The sequence below is a fragment of the Phenylobacterium sp. genome (genome assembly GCF_030651185.1).
In the GTDB taxonomy this organism is placed as follows: Bacteria; Pseudomonadota; Alphaproteobacteria; order Caulobacterales; family Caulobacteraceae; genus Phenylobacterium.
Genome location: NZ_JAUSCJ010000013.1, coordinates 55763 through 73434, shown reverse-complemented (window position 1 = coordinate 73434; position 17672 = coordinate 55763). Strand labels below are relative to the sequence as shown.

At 67.9% G+C, this 17672-nt stretch carries 19 protein-coding genes and 2 tRNA genes; 17 read left to right on the top strand and 4 right to left on the bottom strand.

All coding sequences use genetic code 11. From position 1 onward, the window contains the following. The first annotated feature begins 47 nt into the window (after positions 1 to 47). The gene (locus tag Q7J39_RS05435) at positions 48 to 404 is read left to right on the top strand and encodes a hypothetical protein (RefSeq protein ID WP_304821228.1); all 357 of its coding nucleotides are present in this window, start codon (positions 48 to 50) and stop codon (positions 402 to 404) included. Here the strand turns inward: Q7J39_RS05435 and Q7J39_RS05430 are convergent. Together Q7J39_RS05430 and Q7J39_RS05425 are read right to left on the bottom strand one after the other, a co-directional pair. Then, complete coding sequence (locus Q7J39_RS05430; RefSeq protein ID WP_304821226.1) at positions 401 to 970, bottom strand: DUF2239 family protein; 570 nt, start codon at positions 968 to 970, stop codon at positions 401 to 403. The two genes, Q7J39_RS05435 and Q7J39_RS05430, sit on opposite strands and share 4 nt — an antisense overlap. A 163-nt stretch (positions 971 to 1133) precedes the next feature. Beyond that, a tRNA-Thr gene (locus Q7J39_RS05425) sits at positions 1134 to 1208 on the bottom strand. Positions 1209 to 1313: 105 nt separating this feature from the next. On the opposite strand from Q7J39_RS05425, the gene Q7J39_RS05420 reads away from it, so the two are divergent. The 6 genes from Q7J39_RS05420 to Q7J39_RS05395 all read left to right on the top strand — a co-directional run bounded on the left by Q7J39_RS05420 (position 1314) and on the right by Q7J39_RS05395 (position 5125). Continuing rightward, entirely contained in the window at positions 1314 to 1442 is a 129-nt protein-coding gene (locus tag Q7J39_RS05420) for a hypothetical protein (RefSeq protein WP_304821224.1), read from the top strand. Between the two features lie 97 nt (positions 1443 to 1539). Continuing rightward, a complete protein-coding gene (locus Q7J39_RS05415) occupies positions 1540 to 1959 on the top strand; it encodes a DUF2948 family protein (protein ID WP_304821222.1) in 420 nt (139 codons plus the stop codon). A gap of 42 nt (positions 1960 to 2001) precedes the next feature. Next, positions 2002 to 3285 (top strand): histidinol dehydrogenase, encoded by a 1284-nt coding sequence (gene hisD / locus Q7J39_RS05410; protein ID WP_304821220.1) that lies wholly within the window; start codon positions 2002 to 2004, stop codon positions 3283 to 3285. A 131-nt stretch (positions 3286 to 3416) separates the two neighbouring features. Next, on the top strand, positions 3417 to 4043 hold the full coding sequence (locus tag Q7J39_RS05405; protein ID WP_304821219.1) for an SH3 domain-containing protein: 627 nt from the start codon (positions 3417 to 3419) through the stop codon (positions 4041 to 4043). A gap of 143 nt (positions 4044 to 4186) precedes the next feature. Further along, positions 4187 to 4666, top strand: coding sequence for a UPF0262 family protein (locus Q7J39_RS05400; RefSeq protein ID WP_304821217.1), 480 nt, complete (start codon positions 4187 to 4189; stop codon positions 4664 to 4666). A 6-nt stretch (positions 4667 to 4672) separates the two neighbouring features. Beyond that, positions 4673 to 5125: a low molecular weight phosphatase family protein gene (locus Q7J39_RS05395; RefSeq protein ID WP_304821215.1), complete on the top strand. Its 453-nt coding sequence runs from the start codon at positions 4673 to 4675 to the stop codon at positions 5123 to 5125. Here the strand turns inward: Q7J39_RS05395 and Q7J39_RS05390 are convergent. After that, positions 5122 to 5868 (bottom strand): nucleotidyltransferase domain-containing protein, encoded by a 747-nt coding sequence (locus Q7J39_RS05390; protein WP_304821213.1) that lies wholly within the window; start codon positions 5866 to 5868, stop codon positions 5122 to 5124. The genes Q7J39_RS05395 and Q7J39_RS05390 overlap by 4 nt on opposite strands. A 134-nt stretch (positions 5869 to 6002) precedes the next feature. Between Q7J39_RS05390 and infA the strand changes: the two genes are divergently transcribed. The 5 genes from infA to Q7J39_RS05365 all read left to right on the top strand — a co-directional run bounded on the left by infA (position 6003) and on the right by Q7J39_RS05365 (position 8249). Beyond that, complete coding sequence (infA, locus tag Q7J39_RS05385; RefSeq protein WP_215341158.1) at positions 6003 to 6221, top strand: translation initiation factor IF-1; 219 nt, start codon at positions 6003 to 6005, stop codon at positions 6219 to 6221. An 18-nt stretch (positions 6222 to 6239) separates the two neighbouring features. Continuing rightward, positions 6240 to 6821 carry a nucleoside triphosphate pyrophosphatase gene (locus tag Q7J39_RS05380; protein WP_304821210.1) on the top strand — a complete coding sequence of 194 codons (582 nt, stop codon included), beginning with the start codon at positions 6240 to 6242 and terminating at the stop codon, positions 6819 to 6821. Next, positions 6818 to 7849 carry a ribonuclease E/G gene (locus Q7J39_RS05375; RefSeq protein WP_304821208.1) on the top strand — a complete coding sequence of 344 codons (1032 nt, stop codon included), beginning with the start codon at positions 6818 to 6820 and terminating at the stop codon, positions 7847 to 7849. The genes Q7J39_RS05380 and Q7J39_RS05375 overlap by 4 nt, the downstream gene beginning before the upstream one ends. Then, the gene (gene yacG, locus Q7J39_RS05370) at positions 7846 to 8019 is read left to right on the top strand and encodes a DNA gyrase inhibitor YacG (RefSeq protein WP_304821206.1); all 174 of its coding nucleotides are present in this window, start codon (positions 7846 to 7848) and stop codon (positions 8017 to 8019) included. The genes Q7J39_RS05375 and yacG overlap by 4 nt, the downstream gene beginning before the upstream one ends. A gap of 154 nt (positions 8020 to 8173) precedes the next feature. After that, positions 8174 to 8249, top strand: a tRNA-Phe gene (locus Q7J39_RS05365). Positions 8250 to 8280: 31 nt separating this feature from the next. On the opposite strand, the gene Q7J39_RS05360 is transcribed toward Q7J39_RS05365, so the two are convergent. Next, positions 8281 to 8886: a hypothetical protein gene (locus tag Q7J39_RS05360; RefSeq protein ID WP_304821204.1), complete on the bottom strand. Its 606-nt coding sequence runs from the start codon at positions 8884 to 8886 to the stop codon at positions 8281 to 8283. 145 nt (positions 8887 to 9031) lie between these two features. Here Q7J39_RS05360 and Q7J39_RS05355 point away from each other — a divergent pair, with 145 nt between their 5' ends. The 5 genes from Q7J39_RS05355 to Q7J39_RS05335 all read left to right on the top strand — a co-directional run bounded on the left by Q7J39_RS05355 (position 9032) and on the right by Q7J39_RS05335 (position 17670). Next, complete coding sequence (locus tag Q7J39_RS05355) at positions 9032 to 11311, top strand: NADP-dependent malic enzyme (protein ID WP_304821203.1); 2280 nt, start codon at positions 9032 to 9034, stop codon at positions 11309 to 11311. A 138-nt stretch (positions 11312 to 11449) separates the two neighbouring features. Then, the gene (locus Q7J39_RS05350; protein ID WP_304821201.1) at positions 11450 to 13384 is read left to right on the top strand and encodes a translation factor GTPase family protein; all 1935 of its coding nucleotides are present in this window, start codon (positions 11450 to 11452) and stop codon (positions 13382 to 13384) included. Between the two features lie 168 nt (positions 13385 to 13552). After that, entirely contained in the window at positions 13553 to 15655 is a 2103-nt protein-coding gene (locus Q7J39_RS05345) for a TonB-dependent receptor (RefSeq protein WP_304821199.1), read from the top strand. Positions 15656 to 16324: 669 nt separating this feature from the next. Further along, a complete protein-coding gene (locus tag Q7J39_RS05340; protein WP_304821197.1) occupies positions 16325 to 17230 on the top strand; it encodes a MotA/TolQ/ExbB proton channel family protein in 906 nt (301 codons plus the stop codon). A gap of 5 nt (positions 17231 to 17235) precedes the next feature. Continuing rightward, positions 17236 to 17670 carry a biopolymer transporter ExbD gene (locus Q7J39_RS05335; RefSeq protein WP_304821195.1) on the top strand — a complete coding sequence of 145 codons (435 nt, stop codon included), beginning with the start codon at positions 17236 to 17238 and terminating at the stop codon, positions 17668 to 17670. The last annotated feature ends 2 nt before the right edge of the window (positions 17671 to 17672 follow it).

Sequence of the window (17672 nt, the reverse complement as noted above, 5' to 3'; positions counted from 1 at the left end):
AATCTGAGGGCCAGGAGGCCGCATTGGCTGGTGTGACGGGCGAGGATGTGTCCCGTCTGCAAACCCTCGACGCGTTGCAGAACGCCCAGATACTCACCCTCCGTCAAATCGGCGAAAACGTCGCCGCCCAGACGCGCCGGCTGGAGGGCCTGACGGCCAAGGTGGATGATGTGCGCGAGCGCCTGGTGCGGCTCGAGGCGCAGGAGGCCGGCAAGCTGGTGGAGGCCCTGCGGTCGGACCTGAAGGCCGCGGTCGGCAGGGTCGATCTGCTGGAGGCGGCGCGCAACAAGATCGAGGGCGCGGCGGCCCTCTGGAACTGGGTCGTGAAGAGCGCGCCGTGGCTGGCGGCCGGCATCTCGGCGTTCGTGGCCGGGATCGGGCTGAAGTCCCTGGACGGACGCTAGGCGGCGCCCTGGCGTTCGGCCACCCTGGCCACCAGGCGACGGATATAGTCGCCGACGTCCTGAGGCCACGACGAGGTCAAGGCCCCGAACTTCGCGTCGTCCTTGGCGTAGAAGGCCCGCATCGCCTCCTCGTAGTCAGGCAGGTCGCCGGCCAGGGTGGTCATGGCGCGGTGGGCGGCCTCCTGGGCCATCCGCGCGTCATCGGCGCCCTCGCGGAGCGCCTGTTCCACCAGGCGGCGCAGGACGGCCGACGCGCCGCCGGGCTGACGGGCCAGCCAGTCCCAATGGCGGGGCAGGAGGGTCACCTCGCGAGGGGTGACGCCGAGCTTGGGACGTCCGCGGGCTGGTTTGGGCGGGGTGTCGAGGGTCGGCAGCCGCGCCAGGACGTCTGCGGGCGCGCCCCGGAAGTCCAGCTCGACCGTGCGGCCGGTGGCGTCGTCGAAGACCAGGATGGGCTCATGGCCTTGGTCGTGCGCGGCTTTCGCGGCGGCGGCGACCGTCTGGAGCGAGCCCGCGGCGAGGCCCCGTTGCCCGGCGAAAGCGGTGAAGGTGGCGGCTTCGTCCATCGGCCCCTCGGCGACCTGAGCGCCTCAAGGCGTCAGAATATTACCCGGATATATAGCTTGGAGGGGTTCGATCGCAACCGTCACGGTGATCGCCAAACGACAAAGGGACGGAGCGCTGGTGCGTTCCGTCCCCCTGAAGCCCTTGCACCGCAAGGGTTTGTAGTGGTGCCGTTGCAGGGATTCGAACCCTGGACCTCAGCCTTACCAAGGATGCGCTCTACCTCTGAGCTACAACGGCGAAAAGGCGAGGGCGGGCTATAGCCAACGTCGAGGGCCGCGTGAAGCCTTAAATGCGCCGGAAGAGAACTTGACGGCTCGGACCGGTCGCCGCACCCCTTGGGATATGGACAAATCCGGCAAACCGAAGGCGGCCGAGCGGGAGGCGCAACTGGCCAAGGCCCTGCGCGCCAACCTGCGGCGGCGCAAGGTTCCCGACCGCGCGCCAGCGCCCGCCAAGGCTGACGAGGAATAAGTCGCCGCGCGCCTTCCGTCCGGACCGCCCGCCCGCTAGAGAACGAGCTCAGCCGCGGCGCGTCGTGATGGCGTCGGGGCGACCCTAAGGAATTGAGATGAGCGACCTGCTTCACCTGCTGGCGGAAGATGCGGAGGACCTGGCGGTCATTTCCGCGGCCCTGCAGGATGCGGTGGCCAAGATCGGCGACATCGCGGTGGAGGCGCGGGGGCGCCGAGTCACCGTGGCCTTCAATCGGTATCGCTGGGAAGGCAAGGGGGGCGAGCGCGTGCGTTCGGCCCTGCAGATCGGCTCGGTGCTGGGGGTGCAGGCGCGCAACCTGCGGCGCGGCGCCAAGTCGGCGGTGATCGAACTGCTGACCCTGGACTTCGAGCCCGGCGAGGCGCCAGGGGGCACGATCACCCTGAGTTTCGCCGGCGGCGGCGACCTGCGGATCGCCGTGGAATGCATCGACGCGGTGCTGGCCGATATCTCCGCGCCCTGGCCGACGCCGCGGACTCCCGCCCACGACGCCTGACAAGGCGTAGCGCGGAGGCGCTGGCGCCGCTAAAGAGCGCCCATGCGCCGTTTCCGTTTTTCAGATCCCGGCTTCGAAGCCGCCTTCGCCGCCTTCGTGGACGAACGCCGTGAGACCCCCGAAGAGGTCGATACCCTGGTGCGCGACATCCTCCTGGCGGTCCGGGCCGAGGGGTTGGACGCCGTGCTGCGCTTTGGCCGTCAGTTCGACCGGGCCAATGTCAGCGCCGAGAACATCCGGGTGACGCCCGAGGAGATCGAGGAAGGCGCGGCCCAGTGCTCGCCCGAGGTGCGCGAGGCCATCGCCTTCGCCGCCAAGCGTATCCGCGCCTATCACGAGCGCCAGCGGCCCGCCGACCAGTGGTTCAAGGACGAGGCCGGGGTGGAGCTGGGTTGGCGCTGGACGCCGCTGGAGGCTGTGGGAATCTACGTGCCCGGCGGACGCGCGGCCTATCCGTCGACCGTGCTGATGAACGCCGTGCCGGCCGCCGCCGCAGGGGTGGAGCGGATCGCCATGGTGACGCCGCCGGGGCGCCTGCAGCCGGCGGTGCTGGCCGCGGCCAAGGATGCCGGGATCACCGAGATCTGGCGGGTCGGCGGGGCTCAGGCCGTCGCCGCCCTGGCCTATGGCGCGGGGCCGATCCTGCCGGTGGACAAGATCGTGGGACCGGGCAACGCCTTCGTCACCGCCGCCAAGCGCCGGGTCTACGGCACGGTGGGTATCGACGCCCTGGCCGGGCCGTCGGAGATCGTGGTGGTGTCGGACGCCGGCAGCCGGCCCGACTGGATCGCCGCCGACCTGCTGTCGCAGGCCGAGCACGACCCGGCGGCGCAGTCGATCCTGATCACCGACGACGAAGCCTTCGCCGACGCCGTCATGGCGCAGATCGAAGAGCAGCTGAAGAGCCTGGAGACCAACGAGGACGCGAGGGTCTCGCTGAAGAACCACGGCGCGGTGATCATCGCGCCGCTGGAAGAGTCCCCGCGCCTGGTGAACCTGATCGCGCCAGAGCACGTCGAATTCGCCCTGGACGAACCGGAACGCCTGGCCGACCGCGTGCGGCACGCCGGCGCCATCTTCCTGGGACGGCACGCGCCGGAGGCGATCGGCGACTATGTGGCCGGCTCCAACCACGTTCTGCCCACCAGCCGGGCGGCGCGGTTCTCGTCGGGGCTGTCGCTGTACGACTTCATCAAGCGCACCTCGATCGTGAAGTGCGATGAGGCGGCATTCGCGATCCTGGGGCCGCCGACGGTGGCCCTGGCCGACGCCGAGGGGCTGCCGGCGCACGCCCGTTCGGCGGCGATCCGACTAGGTCAGGGCTAGGATCCGACCGCGGCGGGAAGCTGAACGGTAGCTAACAGGGGCGTCCCGGCGCCCGTTCAGGGTCGACGCTCTAGGGTGTGGTCATCGGAGCCGACGAGGCTTCGGACACATTCAAAGACGGAGACCAAGCCATGCAAACCTCTTCCAAGCTGATCCGCAGCGCGGCCGTTGCGACGATGGCCGCCGCTCTCTCGGTTGGCGCCGCCTCGGGCGCCTCGGCCCAGACCCGCCTCAGCCCGGTGGTGGGCTGCGACGCGCCGGGCAACAAGCAGGTCGGCGGCGCGCTGATCGGCGCCCTGCTGGGCGCGGTGGCCGGTTCGAACCTGGCCAAGAACGACCGCGGCACGGGCACGGCCATCGGCGCCGTGGTCGGCGGGGCCACCGGCTCCTATGTCGGCTGCAAGATGCAGCGGACCGATCAGGCCCAGAACGCCTACGGCTACGGCCAGCAGCCCGCGTACCAGCAGCCGTCCACCTACAGTCACTCCGGCTATCGCCTGTCGGGGGACATCTCCCCGGCGACCTATGTCCGGGATGGGGGGAACTTCGCCGCCAGCAGCAATCTGAACCTGCGCGGCGCCCCGTCCACCTCGGCCCGCAAGGTCGGCTCCCTGCGCGCCGGTGAGCGCTTCCAGGCCCTGGCCCGGGTGCGCGGGACCGACTGGATCCTGGTGGGTCAGGACGGCGTGGGCGTCGGCTATGTCAGCGGCCGCTACGCCAGGCCCGTCGGCCAGCAGTACGCGTCCTACGGCTACTAAGGTTTCCTGAGGTTCCTCCCCGAACCGACTTCGCCCGACGCTCCCCAGCGCCGGGCGATTTTTTATCACCCGCGATCGGGAGGATGACGTTAGGGGTTGGTTTGCAATAAACCTCGCTCATCCTGTTCCTCCTTTCGACCGCCATGGCCGACGAAGACCGCACCAAGCACCGCCTGCAGACCGTGGAGATCGACGAGGAATCCCTCGCCGCGGTCTCGCGCGACCAGGAACAGGAGCGGCAGATCGCCATCTTCGATCTGCTGGAGGAGAACTATTTCCATCCGGAGGGCGCCGAAGGCGGTCCCTATGACCTGAAGATGGGGCTGGTGGAGAACCGGCTGGTCCTCGATGTGCGGGGCCCCAGCTATGAGCGCCGCCACATCCTGTCGCTGTCGCCGTTCCGACCGTTGATCAAGGACTATTTTCTGATCTGCGAGAGCTATTACCAGGCGATTCGCAACTCAACGCCCTCGCAGATCGAGGCCTTGGACATGGGCCGGCGCGGCCTGCACAACGAGGCCTCGACCCTGTTGCGCACCCGGCTGGCGGGCAAGATCGAGACCGATCTCGACACCGCGCGGCGGCTGTTCACCCTGATGTGCGCCCTGCATTGGCGGGGCTAGGGTTTCATGGCCGCTGACCCGTCCGCCTCGCCGCTGCCCGGCGCGGTGCTCTTCGCCTGCAATTTCAATCGCGTGCGCTCGCCCATGGCCGAGGCGCTGATGAAGCGCGCCCTGGGCGACCGGGTCTATGTCGACAGCTGCGGCCTGAAGCGGGACGAGGCCGATGGCGTGGATCCCTTCGTCGAGGCGGTGATGGCCGAACTCAGTGTCGACCTGGCCGATCACAAACCCAAGACCTTCGATGACCTGGAGGACGCCTCCTTCGACCTGGTGGTTTCGCTGACGCCGGAGTCCCAGCATCGGGCCGTCGAGATGACCCGGGGCCGGGCCGCCGAGATCGAGTACTGGCCGACCTTCGACCCCACCCTGGTGGAGGGCTCGCGCGAAGCGCGGCTGGCGGCCTATCGCGAGGTGCGCGACGCGCTCGCCGCACATATCGCCCGGCGGTTTGCGCGCTAGCCGCGCATCCAGGCGAGATCGCCGCCCCAGCCGTCGAAGACCTCGCCGTGGCCTGCGGGGCGGAACAGCGCCTCGGTGTCGCACACCAAGTTTCTCAGAATCTCCGCGTCCGGACCGAGCAGAGAAGGGACCGCGAGCGCCAAGGCTTGCCCCGAGGAGAGCGGATGGACCGCCATCTCCCACGCCAGATATTTGTAGAATGGCCGCAGTCTTCCGCCATTGAGGGCGAAGAGGGCATCCAGCAGCGGCGCGATTCCATCGGCCGCCTCCAGCCGCGCCGCCGAGGGCAGGCCATCGCACAGGCACTTCAGGGCCCGATAGGTCTGGTTGAGGTAGTGGTCGAGGCGCTGGTCGATGAAGCCCGGGATCTCGCGAGCCGGAACGCGCGCCTTCTCGTCGATCACTTCCTGGCAGAGCCCGTCAGTTCGGTCCACCAGCACGCGGACATGAGCATAACTGTACCGATCCCAGGCATCCGGCCGTCCCCATGCGGCGTGGGCGCGCAGGCCCTCCAAGGTCATCACCGAACAATCGGTCCTTGCCCGCGCCCTGCCGGCATGGCGCGTGCTCCATGCGTCGAACACCTCGTCGCGCACGATCAGCACGCAGTCATAGTCCGACGCCGCGGTCTCCCGGCCCTTGCCGCGCGACCCTGTCAGCCAGAAGGCCAGCACGTCGGGATCACGCTCCGCCAGGTCCAGCAGATCGAAGTATCGGGGCCGTTCGTCCGGGTCCTGGCGCAATTCTCTCCCTTTCCAGCCGTGGCATTCGACCGTGCGGCGGGCTCCGCGTTATGATAGAGGCCTCTCCCACGGCTCGCGCCCCTCGATTCAGGCGTGGGCCGTTCGACTTTTATCGGCGTCTATTTGGAGCCTGCATGGCTAAAGAAGAACTTTTGGAGTTTCCGGGCACGGTCAGTGAAGTCCTGCCCAACGCGACCTTCCGCGTGAAGCTCGAGAACGATCACGAGATCATCGCCCACACCGCCGGCAAGATGCGCAAGAACCGCATCCGGGTTTCGGCCGGCGACAAGGTCCTGGTGGAGATGACCCCCTACGACCTGTCCAAGGGCCGCATCACCTTCCGCGTCCGCTAGCGGGCGCACGGCCCCCCGATGACGACGCCGCGCCTGGTGCTGGCCTCCGCGAGCCCCAGGCGGCTCGATCTCCTGGCCCAGATCGATCTTGTGCCGGACGCCGTGGTGGCCGCCGAGATCGACGAAACCCCACTTCCCAACGAGACGCCGCGCCTGCTGGCGCTGCGGCTGGCCGTGGCCAAGGCGGCCAAGGTCGCCGCCGAGCAACCGGACGCCTATGTCCTGGCCGCCGACACGGTGGTGGCCGTGGGTCGCCGCGTGCTGCCCAAGGTGGAGACAGAGGCTGAGGGCCGCAAGTGCCTCGAACTGCTGTCGGGCCGCGCCCACAAGGTGCTGACCGCCGTGGCCGTGCGCGCGCCGGATGGCCGTGCGGTCAGCCGGCTGGTGGAGAGCCGCCTGCACGTCAAGCGCCTGAACGCCGCCGAGATCACCGCCTACCTCGCGACGGGCGAAGGGATCGGCAAGGCCGGCGGCTACGCCATCCAGGGCCGGGCCGGCGGCTTCGTGATGTCCCTGCAGGGCTCCTATCCCGCCGTGGTCGGCCTGCCGCTCTACGAGACGCTCAACCTGCTGAACGGCCTGGGATACGTGCGGCCATGAGCGTGCGGAAACTCTATCTGGACCGGGGAATCGGTGAGACCCGCGGGGTGGTAACCCTGGACGGCGCGCCGGAGCGTATGCTGATCGTCCGTGACGGCGACGGTCCGCTGACCCAGCTCGGCGCCCGGCTGGTGGGACGGGTGCGCAAGGTGGAGCCGGCCTTCGCCTCGGCCTTCGTCGATCTGGGCGGTGTCGAAGCCCTGATGGCCTTCAAGCCGGACGCCCGTCCCGTCGAGGGCCAGGCCATCGAGGTGGAGATCCGCAGCGAGCCGCGCGACGGCAAGCTGGCCACCGTGCGCCTGATCGGCCCGGCCGAGGGCAAGCCACGCCTGCTGACCGCGGCGCCGGACATCGCCGAACACCTCGCCTTCTTCGCCAAGGACACCCCGATCATTGAGGGCCGTCAGGCCCGCGCCATGGCCGACGCGGCCGAGGCCGAGGCCCTGGAGACGATCCATCCGCTGCCCGGCGGCGGCGACCTAGCCATCGAGCCGACCCGCGCCCTGGTGGCCATCGACGTCGATGTGGGCGAGCGCAAGGGCCAGGACGTCAAGCGCGTCACCCGCCAGGCCAATCACACGGCGCTGGCCGAATCCGCCCGTCTGCTGAGGCTGAAGGGCCTGGGGGGGATCGTGGTGATCGACCTGGTGGGGCGTGGCCATGACGGCAACGCCCTGCTGACGGCGGCCCGCACCGCCTTTTCCCCCGACAATCCCGGCGTCGCCATCGGCCCCGTGGGCCGCTTCGGCACCATGGAGATGACCGTGCCGCGCCGCGGTCGCGCGCTCCGCGACATCCTTGGGGATGGGGCAGGGGGCCTGTCGGACCTCACCCTGGCCCTGCGCCTGATCCGCCGCCTGGAGGCCGCCGCCGCCAGCGATCCCGGCGGACGCCTGGTCGCCACCTGCGCGCCCTCAGTGGCCCAGGCGGCCAAGCCCTACGGCGAAACCCTTGCGGCGCGGATCGGCGCGCGGTTTGTTATCGAGACCAACCCCGACTGGCCCCGCGACCGCCTCGACGTCCGATGACCACCGCCCCCTGTCCGATCTGCAGGAAGCCCGGCTCGGTGGAATACCGGCCCTTCTGTTCACGCCGCTGTTCCGACGTCGATTTGCAGCGCTGGCTGGTGGGGAGCTATGCGATTCCGGTGGAGCCGGACGAAGCCGACAGCCTCCACGACGAGGATGACGGGAATTGAAGCTCCTCGCTGGACACCGCCCCGACCCTCTTTTATAGACGCGGCTCCCGCGAAGGCGGGGCACGGAGCGTGACAGCCTGAAGTGGATACCGGTTCAGGCGACCGTCGCGCTCCAACGAAGAATTCCGAGCCTTTTCTCCGGAAAAGGCTCCGGGCCTGGGTAGCTCAGTTGGTAGAGCAGTGGATTGAAAATCCACGTGTCGGTGGTTCGAATCCGCCCCCAGGCACCACTTCCTCGTTCCAGACCAGTAGAGAGCAGCCTCACCCTCGGTGAGAGGCCGGAGCTTCGGTCGCTTCGAGTTTGGTCTGGAGAAACGCGGCGAGAAAACCACTCTCGTTGCGGCCTAGCCAGCGTCCAAATTTTACAATCCCGATTCCAAATCCGGCAATTGTCAGTGGGCCGGCAATGAAGACCCAGGTCTCGGGCTGCGCCTCGCCCCGGAAATAGGCGGTAACGGCGTAGATGGTCATCGCGCCGCCGATCAGCGCCGCCATCGCGAACCAAAGGGTGAGGAAGATCGTCGTAAAGGTGCTCATCCCAAATCGCAGGGAGATGCGGCTCCCTGAGCCAAACTCTTGAAACTCAGCGAATACAAATGTGCGGAACGCGTTGCCGTAGAAGATGCGCTTGCAACCTCTGAAATTTGACCGACCCGTCGAACCCATCACGGGTTTCGAGCCGAGAAGATTCCATTGAGGGTCCACTTCTTGCCGCAGTCGGGCCAGGCTCTCGCTGGGAGATAGCGGCGAAACGAGCTCAAGCATGAATAACGAGAACACGTCCGCCGGTGAAGCTCCACCCCGAAGGGAGGTTGGCTGATACGCGCTCGCGCCAATTTTCGAAAACCGGGCGCGTTCTTCGAGCAATCTTGCGGATCGAAAAACACCTGCGGTGGTTCGAATCCGCCCCCAGGCGCCACTTCTTCCCGAACATCATGACGCGCTCTCGGCCCTATGGCCTTGAAGATGACGCCGCATCGTCCCAGAGGTCTCTTCAGGAGACCTGACCGCCATGGACGACGACTTCCGCAAGGCCGCGCTGGACTATCACCGCCTTCCCCGGCCGGGGAAGCTGTCGGTGGAGCCCACCAAGCGCATGGACACCCAGCGCGACCTGGCGCTCGCCTATTCGCCTGGCGTGGCGGCGGCCTGCGAGGCCATCGTCGCCGATCCGTCCGCCGCTGATGAGCTGACGGCGCGGGCCAACCTGGTGGCGGTGATCTCCAACGGCACGGCGGTCCTGGGCCTCGGCAATATCGGGCCGCTGGCGAGCAAGCCGGTGATGGAGGGCAAGGCGGTGCTGTTCAAGAAGTTCGCCGGCATCGACGTCTTCGACCTGGAGGTCGATGCGCTGGACCCCGACCGCTTTGTGGACATCGTCGCCTCCCTGGAGCCGACCTTCGGCGGCATCAATCTGGAAGACATCAAGGCGCCGGAGTGCTTCGCCATCGAGCGGGCCCTGCGCGCGCGGATGAACATCCCGGTGTTCCACGACGACCAGCACGGCACCGCCATCGTCTGCGCCGCCGCCGTCCGCAACGCCCTCGTCCTGCAGGGCAAGACGCTCCCCGAGATCAAGCTGGTGACCTCCGGCGCCGGCGCCGCGGCCCTGGCCTGCGTCGACCTGCTGGTGCTGATGGGGCTGAAGCCAGAGAACATCACGCTCACCGACATCAAGGGCGTGGTCTATCAGGGCCGCGAGCCCGACATGCCGCCGAACATGGCGGCCTATGCGCGCCAGACAGACGCTCGGACCCTGCCGGAGGTGCTGTCGGGCGCGGACGTCTTCCTGGGGTTGTCAGCGCCGCGGGTCTTCAAGGCCGAGTGGCTGCCCCTGCTGGCGCCCAACCCGCTGATCCTGGCCATGGCCAATCCGGAGCCGGAAATCCTGCCAGAGCTGGTGGCCGCCGCCCGGCCCGACGCCATCGTCGCCACCGGCCGTAGCGACTATCCCAATCAGGTCAACAACGTCCTCTGCTTCCCCTTCGTATTCCGTGGCGCCCTGGATGTGGGGGCCAGCGAGATCAACGAGGCCATGAAGCTGGCCGCCGTCGAGGCCATCGCCTCGCTCGCCCGCGCCGAGGCCTCCGAGGTGGTGGCCGCTGCCTATGGCGGGTCCGCGCCGCTGTTCGGGCGTGACTACATCATCCCCAAGCCCTTCGACCCGCGCCTGATCCTGCAGATCGCCCCGGCCGTGGCCAGGGCGGCCATGGAGACCGGCGTCGCCCGGCGGCCGATCGCCGACTTCGCCGCCTACCGCACCGAGCTGGAGCGCTTCGTCTACCGCTCGGGCCAACTGATGCGCCCGATCTTCGACGCCGCCCGCAAGGCCACCAAGAAGGTCGCCTATGCCGAGGGCGAGGATGACCGCGTCCTGCGCGCCGTGCAGACGGTGGTGGACGAGGGCCTGGCCCGGCCGGTGCTGGTGGGTCGGCGCGAGGTGATCCTGGCGCGCATCGCCGCGCTGGGCCTGCGCATGAAGCTCGACACCCACATCGAGATCCTCGATCCCAACCAGGACCACGAGATCTTCGCGCCCCTGACCGCCCGCTACCAGAACCTGGTCAGCCGCCGGGGCGCGCCGCCGGCCGCCGCCGCCCGCCGGGTGGAGCGGCGTCCCACGGTCACCGCCGCCATGCTGCTGGAGAGCGGCTATGTCGACGCCGCCCTCTGCGGCGGCTCGGGCGACTGGTGGCAGCACATGACCTATGTCATGCCGATCATCCCGCGCCGGCCCGGTATCGACCGTATCCATGCGCTGTCGGCCCTGATCACCCGGGGCGGGGTGCTGTTCATCTGCGACACGCACATGAACCCCGATCCCACCGCCGAACAGATCGCCGAGATGACCCGCCTGGCCGCCGACACCGTGCGCGGCTTCGGTCTGGAGCCCAGGGCGGCGCTGCTGTCCCATTCCAGCTTCGGGGCGTCCAATTCCCCCAGCGCGCGGAAGATGCGCCAGGCTCTGGCCCTGCTGCGCGTCCAGGCGCCGGAGCTGGAGGTGGACGGCGAGATGCATGCCGACGCCGCCCTGCTGGAATACCAGCGCAACCGGCTGGTCAGCGATTCGCGGCTGAAGGGGGCGGCCAACCTGCTGGTCATGCCCAACCTGGACGCGGCCAATATCAGCCTGACCCTGCTCCAGGCCTCGACCAATGCGCTGCTGGTGGGGCCGATGCTTCTGGGGATGTCCAAGCCGGTCCACGTGCTGCCCCCCAGTGTCACGGCCCGGGGAATCGTCAACCTCACGGCGCTGGCCGTCGTGGAGGCCAGCACCGGCCGGATGCCCTGACCCCGACATTTCGTTTGCCCCGCATAACGGGGTTCTGCTGTACTGTTCTCTGAGGCAGCCGCCCCAAGGAGAGACCCATGCGCCGACCCTTCATGACCATCGAGACGGGAATGACCCTTCAAGAGGACATGGGGCGTAATGCGGACTTTGAACTTGGGAATCCTGGCGCATGTCGACGCCGGTAAGACGAGCCTGACGGAACGGCTGCTCTACGCGGCCGGTGTCATCGACGAGATCGGCAGCGTCGATGGCGGAAACACCCAGACCGACTCCCTGGATCAGGAGCGGCGGCGCGGCATCACCATCAAGGCGGCGGTGGCCTCCTTCGTCGTGGGCGATGTCGCGGTCAACCTGATCGACACGCCTGGCCACCCCGACTTCATCGCTGAGGTCGAGCGGGTGCTCAGCGTGCTGGACGGCGCGGTGCTGGTGATCTCGGCGGTGGAGGGCGTCCAGGCCCAGACGCGGGTGCTGATGCGGACCCTGCAACGCCTGCGCATCCCCACCCTGATCTTCATCAACAAGATCGACCGCCGGGGCGCGGACCCTGATCGGGTGCTGGCCGCCATCGCCGAGCGCCTGACCCCAGCTATCGTCCCCATGGGCGCAGCCGAGCGGCCCGGCGAACGGGACGCCGCCTTCGCGCCCTTCGGACCCGCCGACGCCGAGCGCCTCTGCGAACGGCTGGCCGAACAGGACGACACCTTGCTTGCGGCCTATCTCGACGGCGGCGGCCTGTCCTATGGGCGGCTTCGCAAGGCATTGAGGCGCCAGACGCGGCAGGGGAGGGCGCATCCCGTCTTCCTGGGCTCGGCCATCACCGGCGCGGGCGTGGATGACCTGATGGCCGCGATCGCGATCCTGCTGCCCGCCACCGAGCGCAACGTCGAGGCGCCGGTCTCCGGTACGGTGTTCAAGGTGGAGCGTGGCCCGGCCGGGGAGAAGATCGCCTATGCCCGCCTGTTCTCCGGCGCCCTGCATGTGCGCGACCGGTTGGCGTTCGGTCAGGACGGCGGCGCCAAGCTGACCGCCCTCCAGGTCTTCGACCGAGGGCCGGCCGTCCCCAGGGAAACCGCCGTCGCCGGGCAGATCGTCAAGCTGTGGGGGCTGGCCGACATCCAGATCGGCGACGCCATCGGCGACCGGCGAGATGGCGCCCCCCGTCACCACTTCGCCCCGCCCACCCTGGAGACGGTGATCTATCCCCGCCGTCCCGAGGACCGGCGGGCGCTTCACGCCGCGCTCGCCCAGCTCGCCGAGCAGGACCCGCTGATCAACCTGCGCCAGGATGATGTGCGCCAGGAGATGTTCGTCTCTCTCTATGGCGAGGTGCAGAAGGAGGTGATCGGCGAGACCCTGGCCCACGACTACGGCGTCGAGGCGGCGTTCCGCGGGACCCGCATGATCTGCGTGGAGCGACCGGTGGGCGTGGGGACGGCCATCGAGCACGCCCCCTATCCCTTCATCGCCACCATCGGCCTGAGGGTCGAGCCGGCGCCGGTGAACAGTGGCGTGGACTTCCAGCTTGAGGTCGAGTTCGGGTCCCTGCCGCTCTCGTTTCACAAGGCGGTGGAGGAGAGCGTGCGCGAGACCCTGGATCAGGGACTGCACGGCTGGCGGGTGACCGATTGCAAGGTCACCATGACCCACGGCATCCGCTACCGGGACTGGGCCACAAGTACGCCGTCCGAGCATCGCAACCTTACGCCCCTTGTGCTGATGGCCGCGCTCAAGCGGGCGGGCGTCCAGGTCTGCGAGCCGGTCCACCACTTTGGACTGGAGATCCCGGCCGACGCACTGGGGCCCATGCTTCCGGTCCTGGCCCGGCTTGGGGCGGCGCCCGGCGTTCCGGAGATGCGCGGCGCCTCGTGCTGGCTCGAGGGCGAAGTTCCGGCGGCCCGCGTCCACGACCTGCAACAGCAGCTGCCCGGCCTGACGCAAGGGGAGGGGGTGCTGGAGGCGGCCTTCGATCACTACCGCCCGGTCCGCGGCGAGATCCCGACCCGGCCGCGCACCGACAACAATCCCCTAAACCGGAAGGACTACCTGACCCGGGTGGCGCGGCGGGGGTGATTCATCAATCGTCATGGCCGGGACAAGCCCGGCCATGACGATTGAGGGGAAGGTGTCCGCTCAAATTGGCGGCGCCGGCAAACCTCTTCGCGCCGCTAATCGGAAATCGCTTGAGGGATGTTATGATATAACATAGTGGACTCCGGAATTGCTTCCAGGGGTCTCCGCATGCGCGCCAAAACGCTTCTCCTCGCCGCCGTCGGCGTGTCCGCTCTCTGCGCCGGTCAGGCCGTGGCCGACGAGGCTGGCGCGCCCACGGTATCGGAACTGGTGGTCACCGGCGCGCCCTATGCCGTCTCCCTCGACAGCGCCACCACCCACATCAACATCATCACCCAGGAGCACCTGGCCACGGCGCCGCCGGTGGGGATTGGCGACCTGCTGAACGGCATGCCCGGGATAAGGTCCACCTCCTACAGTCCCGGCGCGAGCCGCCCCATCATCCGCGGCCTGTCAGGCCCGCGGGTCATGATCCTGCAGAACGGGGTCGGCCTGGTGGACGCCAGCTCGCTATCTCCCGACCACGCCGTGGCCTCCGATCCGGGCGAGGCGTCCCGCATCGAGATTCTGCGCGGCCCTTCGACCCTGGCCTATGGCGGCTCCGCCATCGGCGGGGTGGTCAATATGCTCGACGAGCGCGTGCCCTCGACGCCGGCCACCGGCGGGGCCGACGGCCATGTCGGCGCCTCCTATGGTTCGGTGGACGACAGCTACTCGGTCTCCGCCGGCCTGAAGGCGGGCAAAGGTCCCTGGGTCGTGGCCTTGGACGCGGTCCGTCGTGAGAGCGGCGACTACGACACGCCGGTCAATCCAGTCTCTTCCAGGTATGAAGCCGTCAACGGCGTCACGGCTCTGCCCGACCGGGTGGTCCACAATACCGGCGTAGACCTCACCGCCTATGGGATCGGCGCCTCGTACATCGGCGACAGCGGCTTCATCGGCGGCTCGGTCAAGCGCACCGAGACCAGCTATGGCGTGCCCTTCGCGCAGATCGTTCAGGTCGGCCCGCCGCCCGAGGAGGGGCCGGTCTATATTGACCTCAAACAGACCCGCTACGACCTCCGCGGGGAGACGGCGCTGGATCTGGGTCCCTTCGACAAGGCCCGTGTCTCCGTGGGCTATGCCGACTATGAGCACCAGGAGATCGCGGTCGACGGCGGCGCGGTCGGAACCACCTTCCTCTCAAAGGGCGCCGAGGGCCGGCTTGAGCTGGTTCAGCGTGAACGTGACGGCTGGCAGGGCGCCGTGGGCCTCCAGATCCTGGGGCGCGATTTCGAGGCGCTTGGCGACGAGGCCTTCATTCCTCGGGTCGAGATCAGCGAGGTCGGCGCCTTCGTCCTCCAGCGTCTCGACCGCGACACCTGGGGGGTGGAGGGCGGTCTGCGCATCGACACCCGCACCCTGGACGCCAATCTCACCGGCCGCCCCACCAGCGACGCCGCCGCCGGATATGACGTCAACTGGGCCGCGGCCTCGGGCAAGCAGGACTTCACCAACGCCTCGGCCTCGGTGTCGGTCTTCTGGCGACCGGCCAGCGACTGGTTCCTGGGCCTGAGCCTGGCCCACAACGCCCGCGCCCCGACCGAGTTTGAGCTCTTCGCCGATGGCCCGCATGGCGGCACGGGATCCTATGAGATCGGCGACCCCACCCTGGACGCTGAACAGGTCACATCCCTGGAGGCGACGCTCCGCTGGACCGGCGCCAACGGCAAGATCGAGGCCCACGTCTACACCGCCGACTATACGGGCTTCATCGATGAGGCGCGCACCGGCGACTTCGTGGACGACGCCGGGGTTCTCGATCCGGCCGGCGAACTGCCGGTGGTGCGTTTCATCCAGTCGGACGCCCTGTTCTATGGTGGCGAGCTGGAGGGAACCTACGATGTCTGGCGCCACGGCGATGGCGTGCTGTCCCTCGAGGGGGCGTACGACTACGTCCATGGCCGCACCGACGCGGGACCGCCCGCGCGGATTCCGCCCTATTCCGTGACCGGACGCGTCGTGTGGACCGCGCCGCGCCTGGAGGGCCAGGTGGAGGTCCGCCATGTCGCCGAGCAGGATCGCCTCAGCGCCTTCGAGCTGCCCACCGACGCCTATACCCTGCTGAGCGCCCGGGTCTCCTACCGGCCGCTGGCCGATCAGGACTTCAGGATCTTCCTTGATGGCCGCAACCTGACCAACGAGCCGGCGCGCGAGCACGCCTCGTTCCTGAAGGACATCGCCCCCCTGCCGGGCCGCACGGTTCGCGCGGGCGTCACATACAGCTTCTAGGTTGGCGGCCTCCTGTCCCGTAGGGGCAGGGGGCCTTGGCCGCTCCTCCATCGATACCACCGGTGGCGGCGCCCTCGACTGTGGCCGCCGCGCCATGTCGGGCGAGTTCCGCCGACGAGTCGGGGCCTGGCGCCTTGACGCCCGAGCCCCATCCCCCCATTTGCCAAACTGTACGGCGACCTGACCGAAAATCAGGCGTGAGCGCCTCCGGGCCGTTCGGCGACCGTGTTATTTCAAGACCGGCGTTCCGTCGAAAATGCTGCAATGCAGCGCATAAATTCCCCCGTCAGTAGAAAAACGATCAGGAATAGTTGCTGATCGCGGTGTGCGGTGCAGCAATACCGTATCTCCCAATGCATCCGTATGGTTGAGCTTGGCGGTAAGCCCCCTTGACGCTTGGAAAAGGGGTTGCCAAAGCACCCCTGCCGCACGTCTAACATAGCGGTAAGACTTCAACTTCCCCTCGGGGCAGGCGAGGTCGCTCCCGCCTCCGGAACACGACCGTCGCCAGCTGGCGACACGGGTTACGGGTCGGGCGCAGCGATAGCGGCTCCGTCGTTTCTCTCGTGGTTACGAGAGGGACTGCGGGCAATTTCAATTGGGGTGGACACGCTCTCGCGCGACGACCCTCGGTCCAAACGTGCTAGACCAATCAGGAACTGGCGACAGATGCTCGACAACAAACGAACGACTCCTTTCATCGCTCTCTTCGGCGCCTTGGTGCTGATGACGAGCGCGCCGGCGTTCGCGCAGGATGCCGCCGCACCGGCCGCACCTGCCGCTGACGCCGCCGCTCCCGCAACAACTCCGACTGACGCCGCCGCCGCGGCTCCCGTCGCCGCGGCCGCTCCGGCCGAAGAAGCTGCCCCGCCCCAAATGGAAAGCGCTGGCAAGCTCAGCGTCATCCAGATGGCCATGGACGCCGGCGCGGTCGTCAAGGTCGTCATGATCGGCCTGGTGCTCTGCTCCATCTTCTCGTGGACCCTGCTGGTCACCAAGCTGCTTGAGTATGGCTCTCTGAACCGCCAAACGGACCGCTTCCTCGAAGCCTTCCGCACCGCCAAGACCATCAACGACATGGGCCGCATCGGCATGTCAGACGAATTCGAAGGCAATCCGCTGGCCGATATGGCCGCCGCGGCCGCCCAAGAAGTCGAACTGTCGCGCCAAGCTGGCCTGGCCGTTTCCGGTACTCACCGTGACGCGGTCATTCACCGCGCCGAGAACGCCGTCGCCGCCGTCCAGGCGTCGCTCGGTGGTCGTCTCTCCAGCGGCATGCAGTTCCTGGCCTCGGTCGGTTCGTCCGGTCCGTTCATCGGTCTGTTCGGCACCGTTTACGGGATCATGACCTCCTTCATCGGGATCGCGAACACCAACACGACCAACCTGGCCGTCGTCGCCCCCGGTATCGCCGAGGCGCTGCTGGCCACCGGCATCGGTCTGTTCGCCGCCATTCCGTCGGTTATCTTCTACAACTACTTCCAGACCCGCATCTCCGCTTACGGTGCGCGTACGGAAGGGTTCGTGGCTGAGCTGATGAACGGCATCTCCCGGCAGCTCGACAAAGGGGCCTAAGCACCATGGGCGCCAAACTCTCAGGTTCTGGGGGTGGCAGGTACGCCGTGGATGCGAACAGCGAGATCAATGTGACGCCCTTCGTGGACGTCATGCTGGTCCTCCTGATCATCTTCATGGTGGCGGCACCCATGGCCGCCGTAACGGTGAAGGTCACACTTCCCAACGCGGTGGCTAAGCCGTCTACCAACCCTCCTAAGCCGGTCTACATATCCATCCAGGAATCCGGTCGCTTGTTCATTGGGGACATTCCCACTGAGATCGCGACCCTGGGTGACGACCTGCGGAAGAATATCGGCAACAAGCGTAACCCGGAGAAAGAGCGGATCTTCATCCGCGCCGACAAAGGGGTCCTCTACGGGGACTTCATGGGCGTGATGAACCAGCTCCAGGACAACGGGTTTTACAGCGTGGCGCTGATCGGCGAAGACAAGAACTAGGG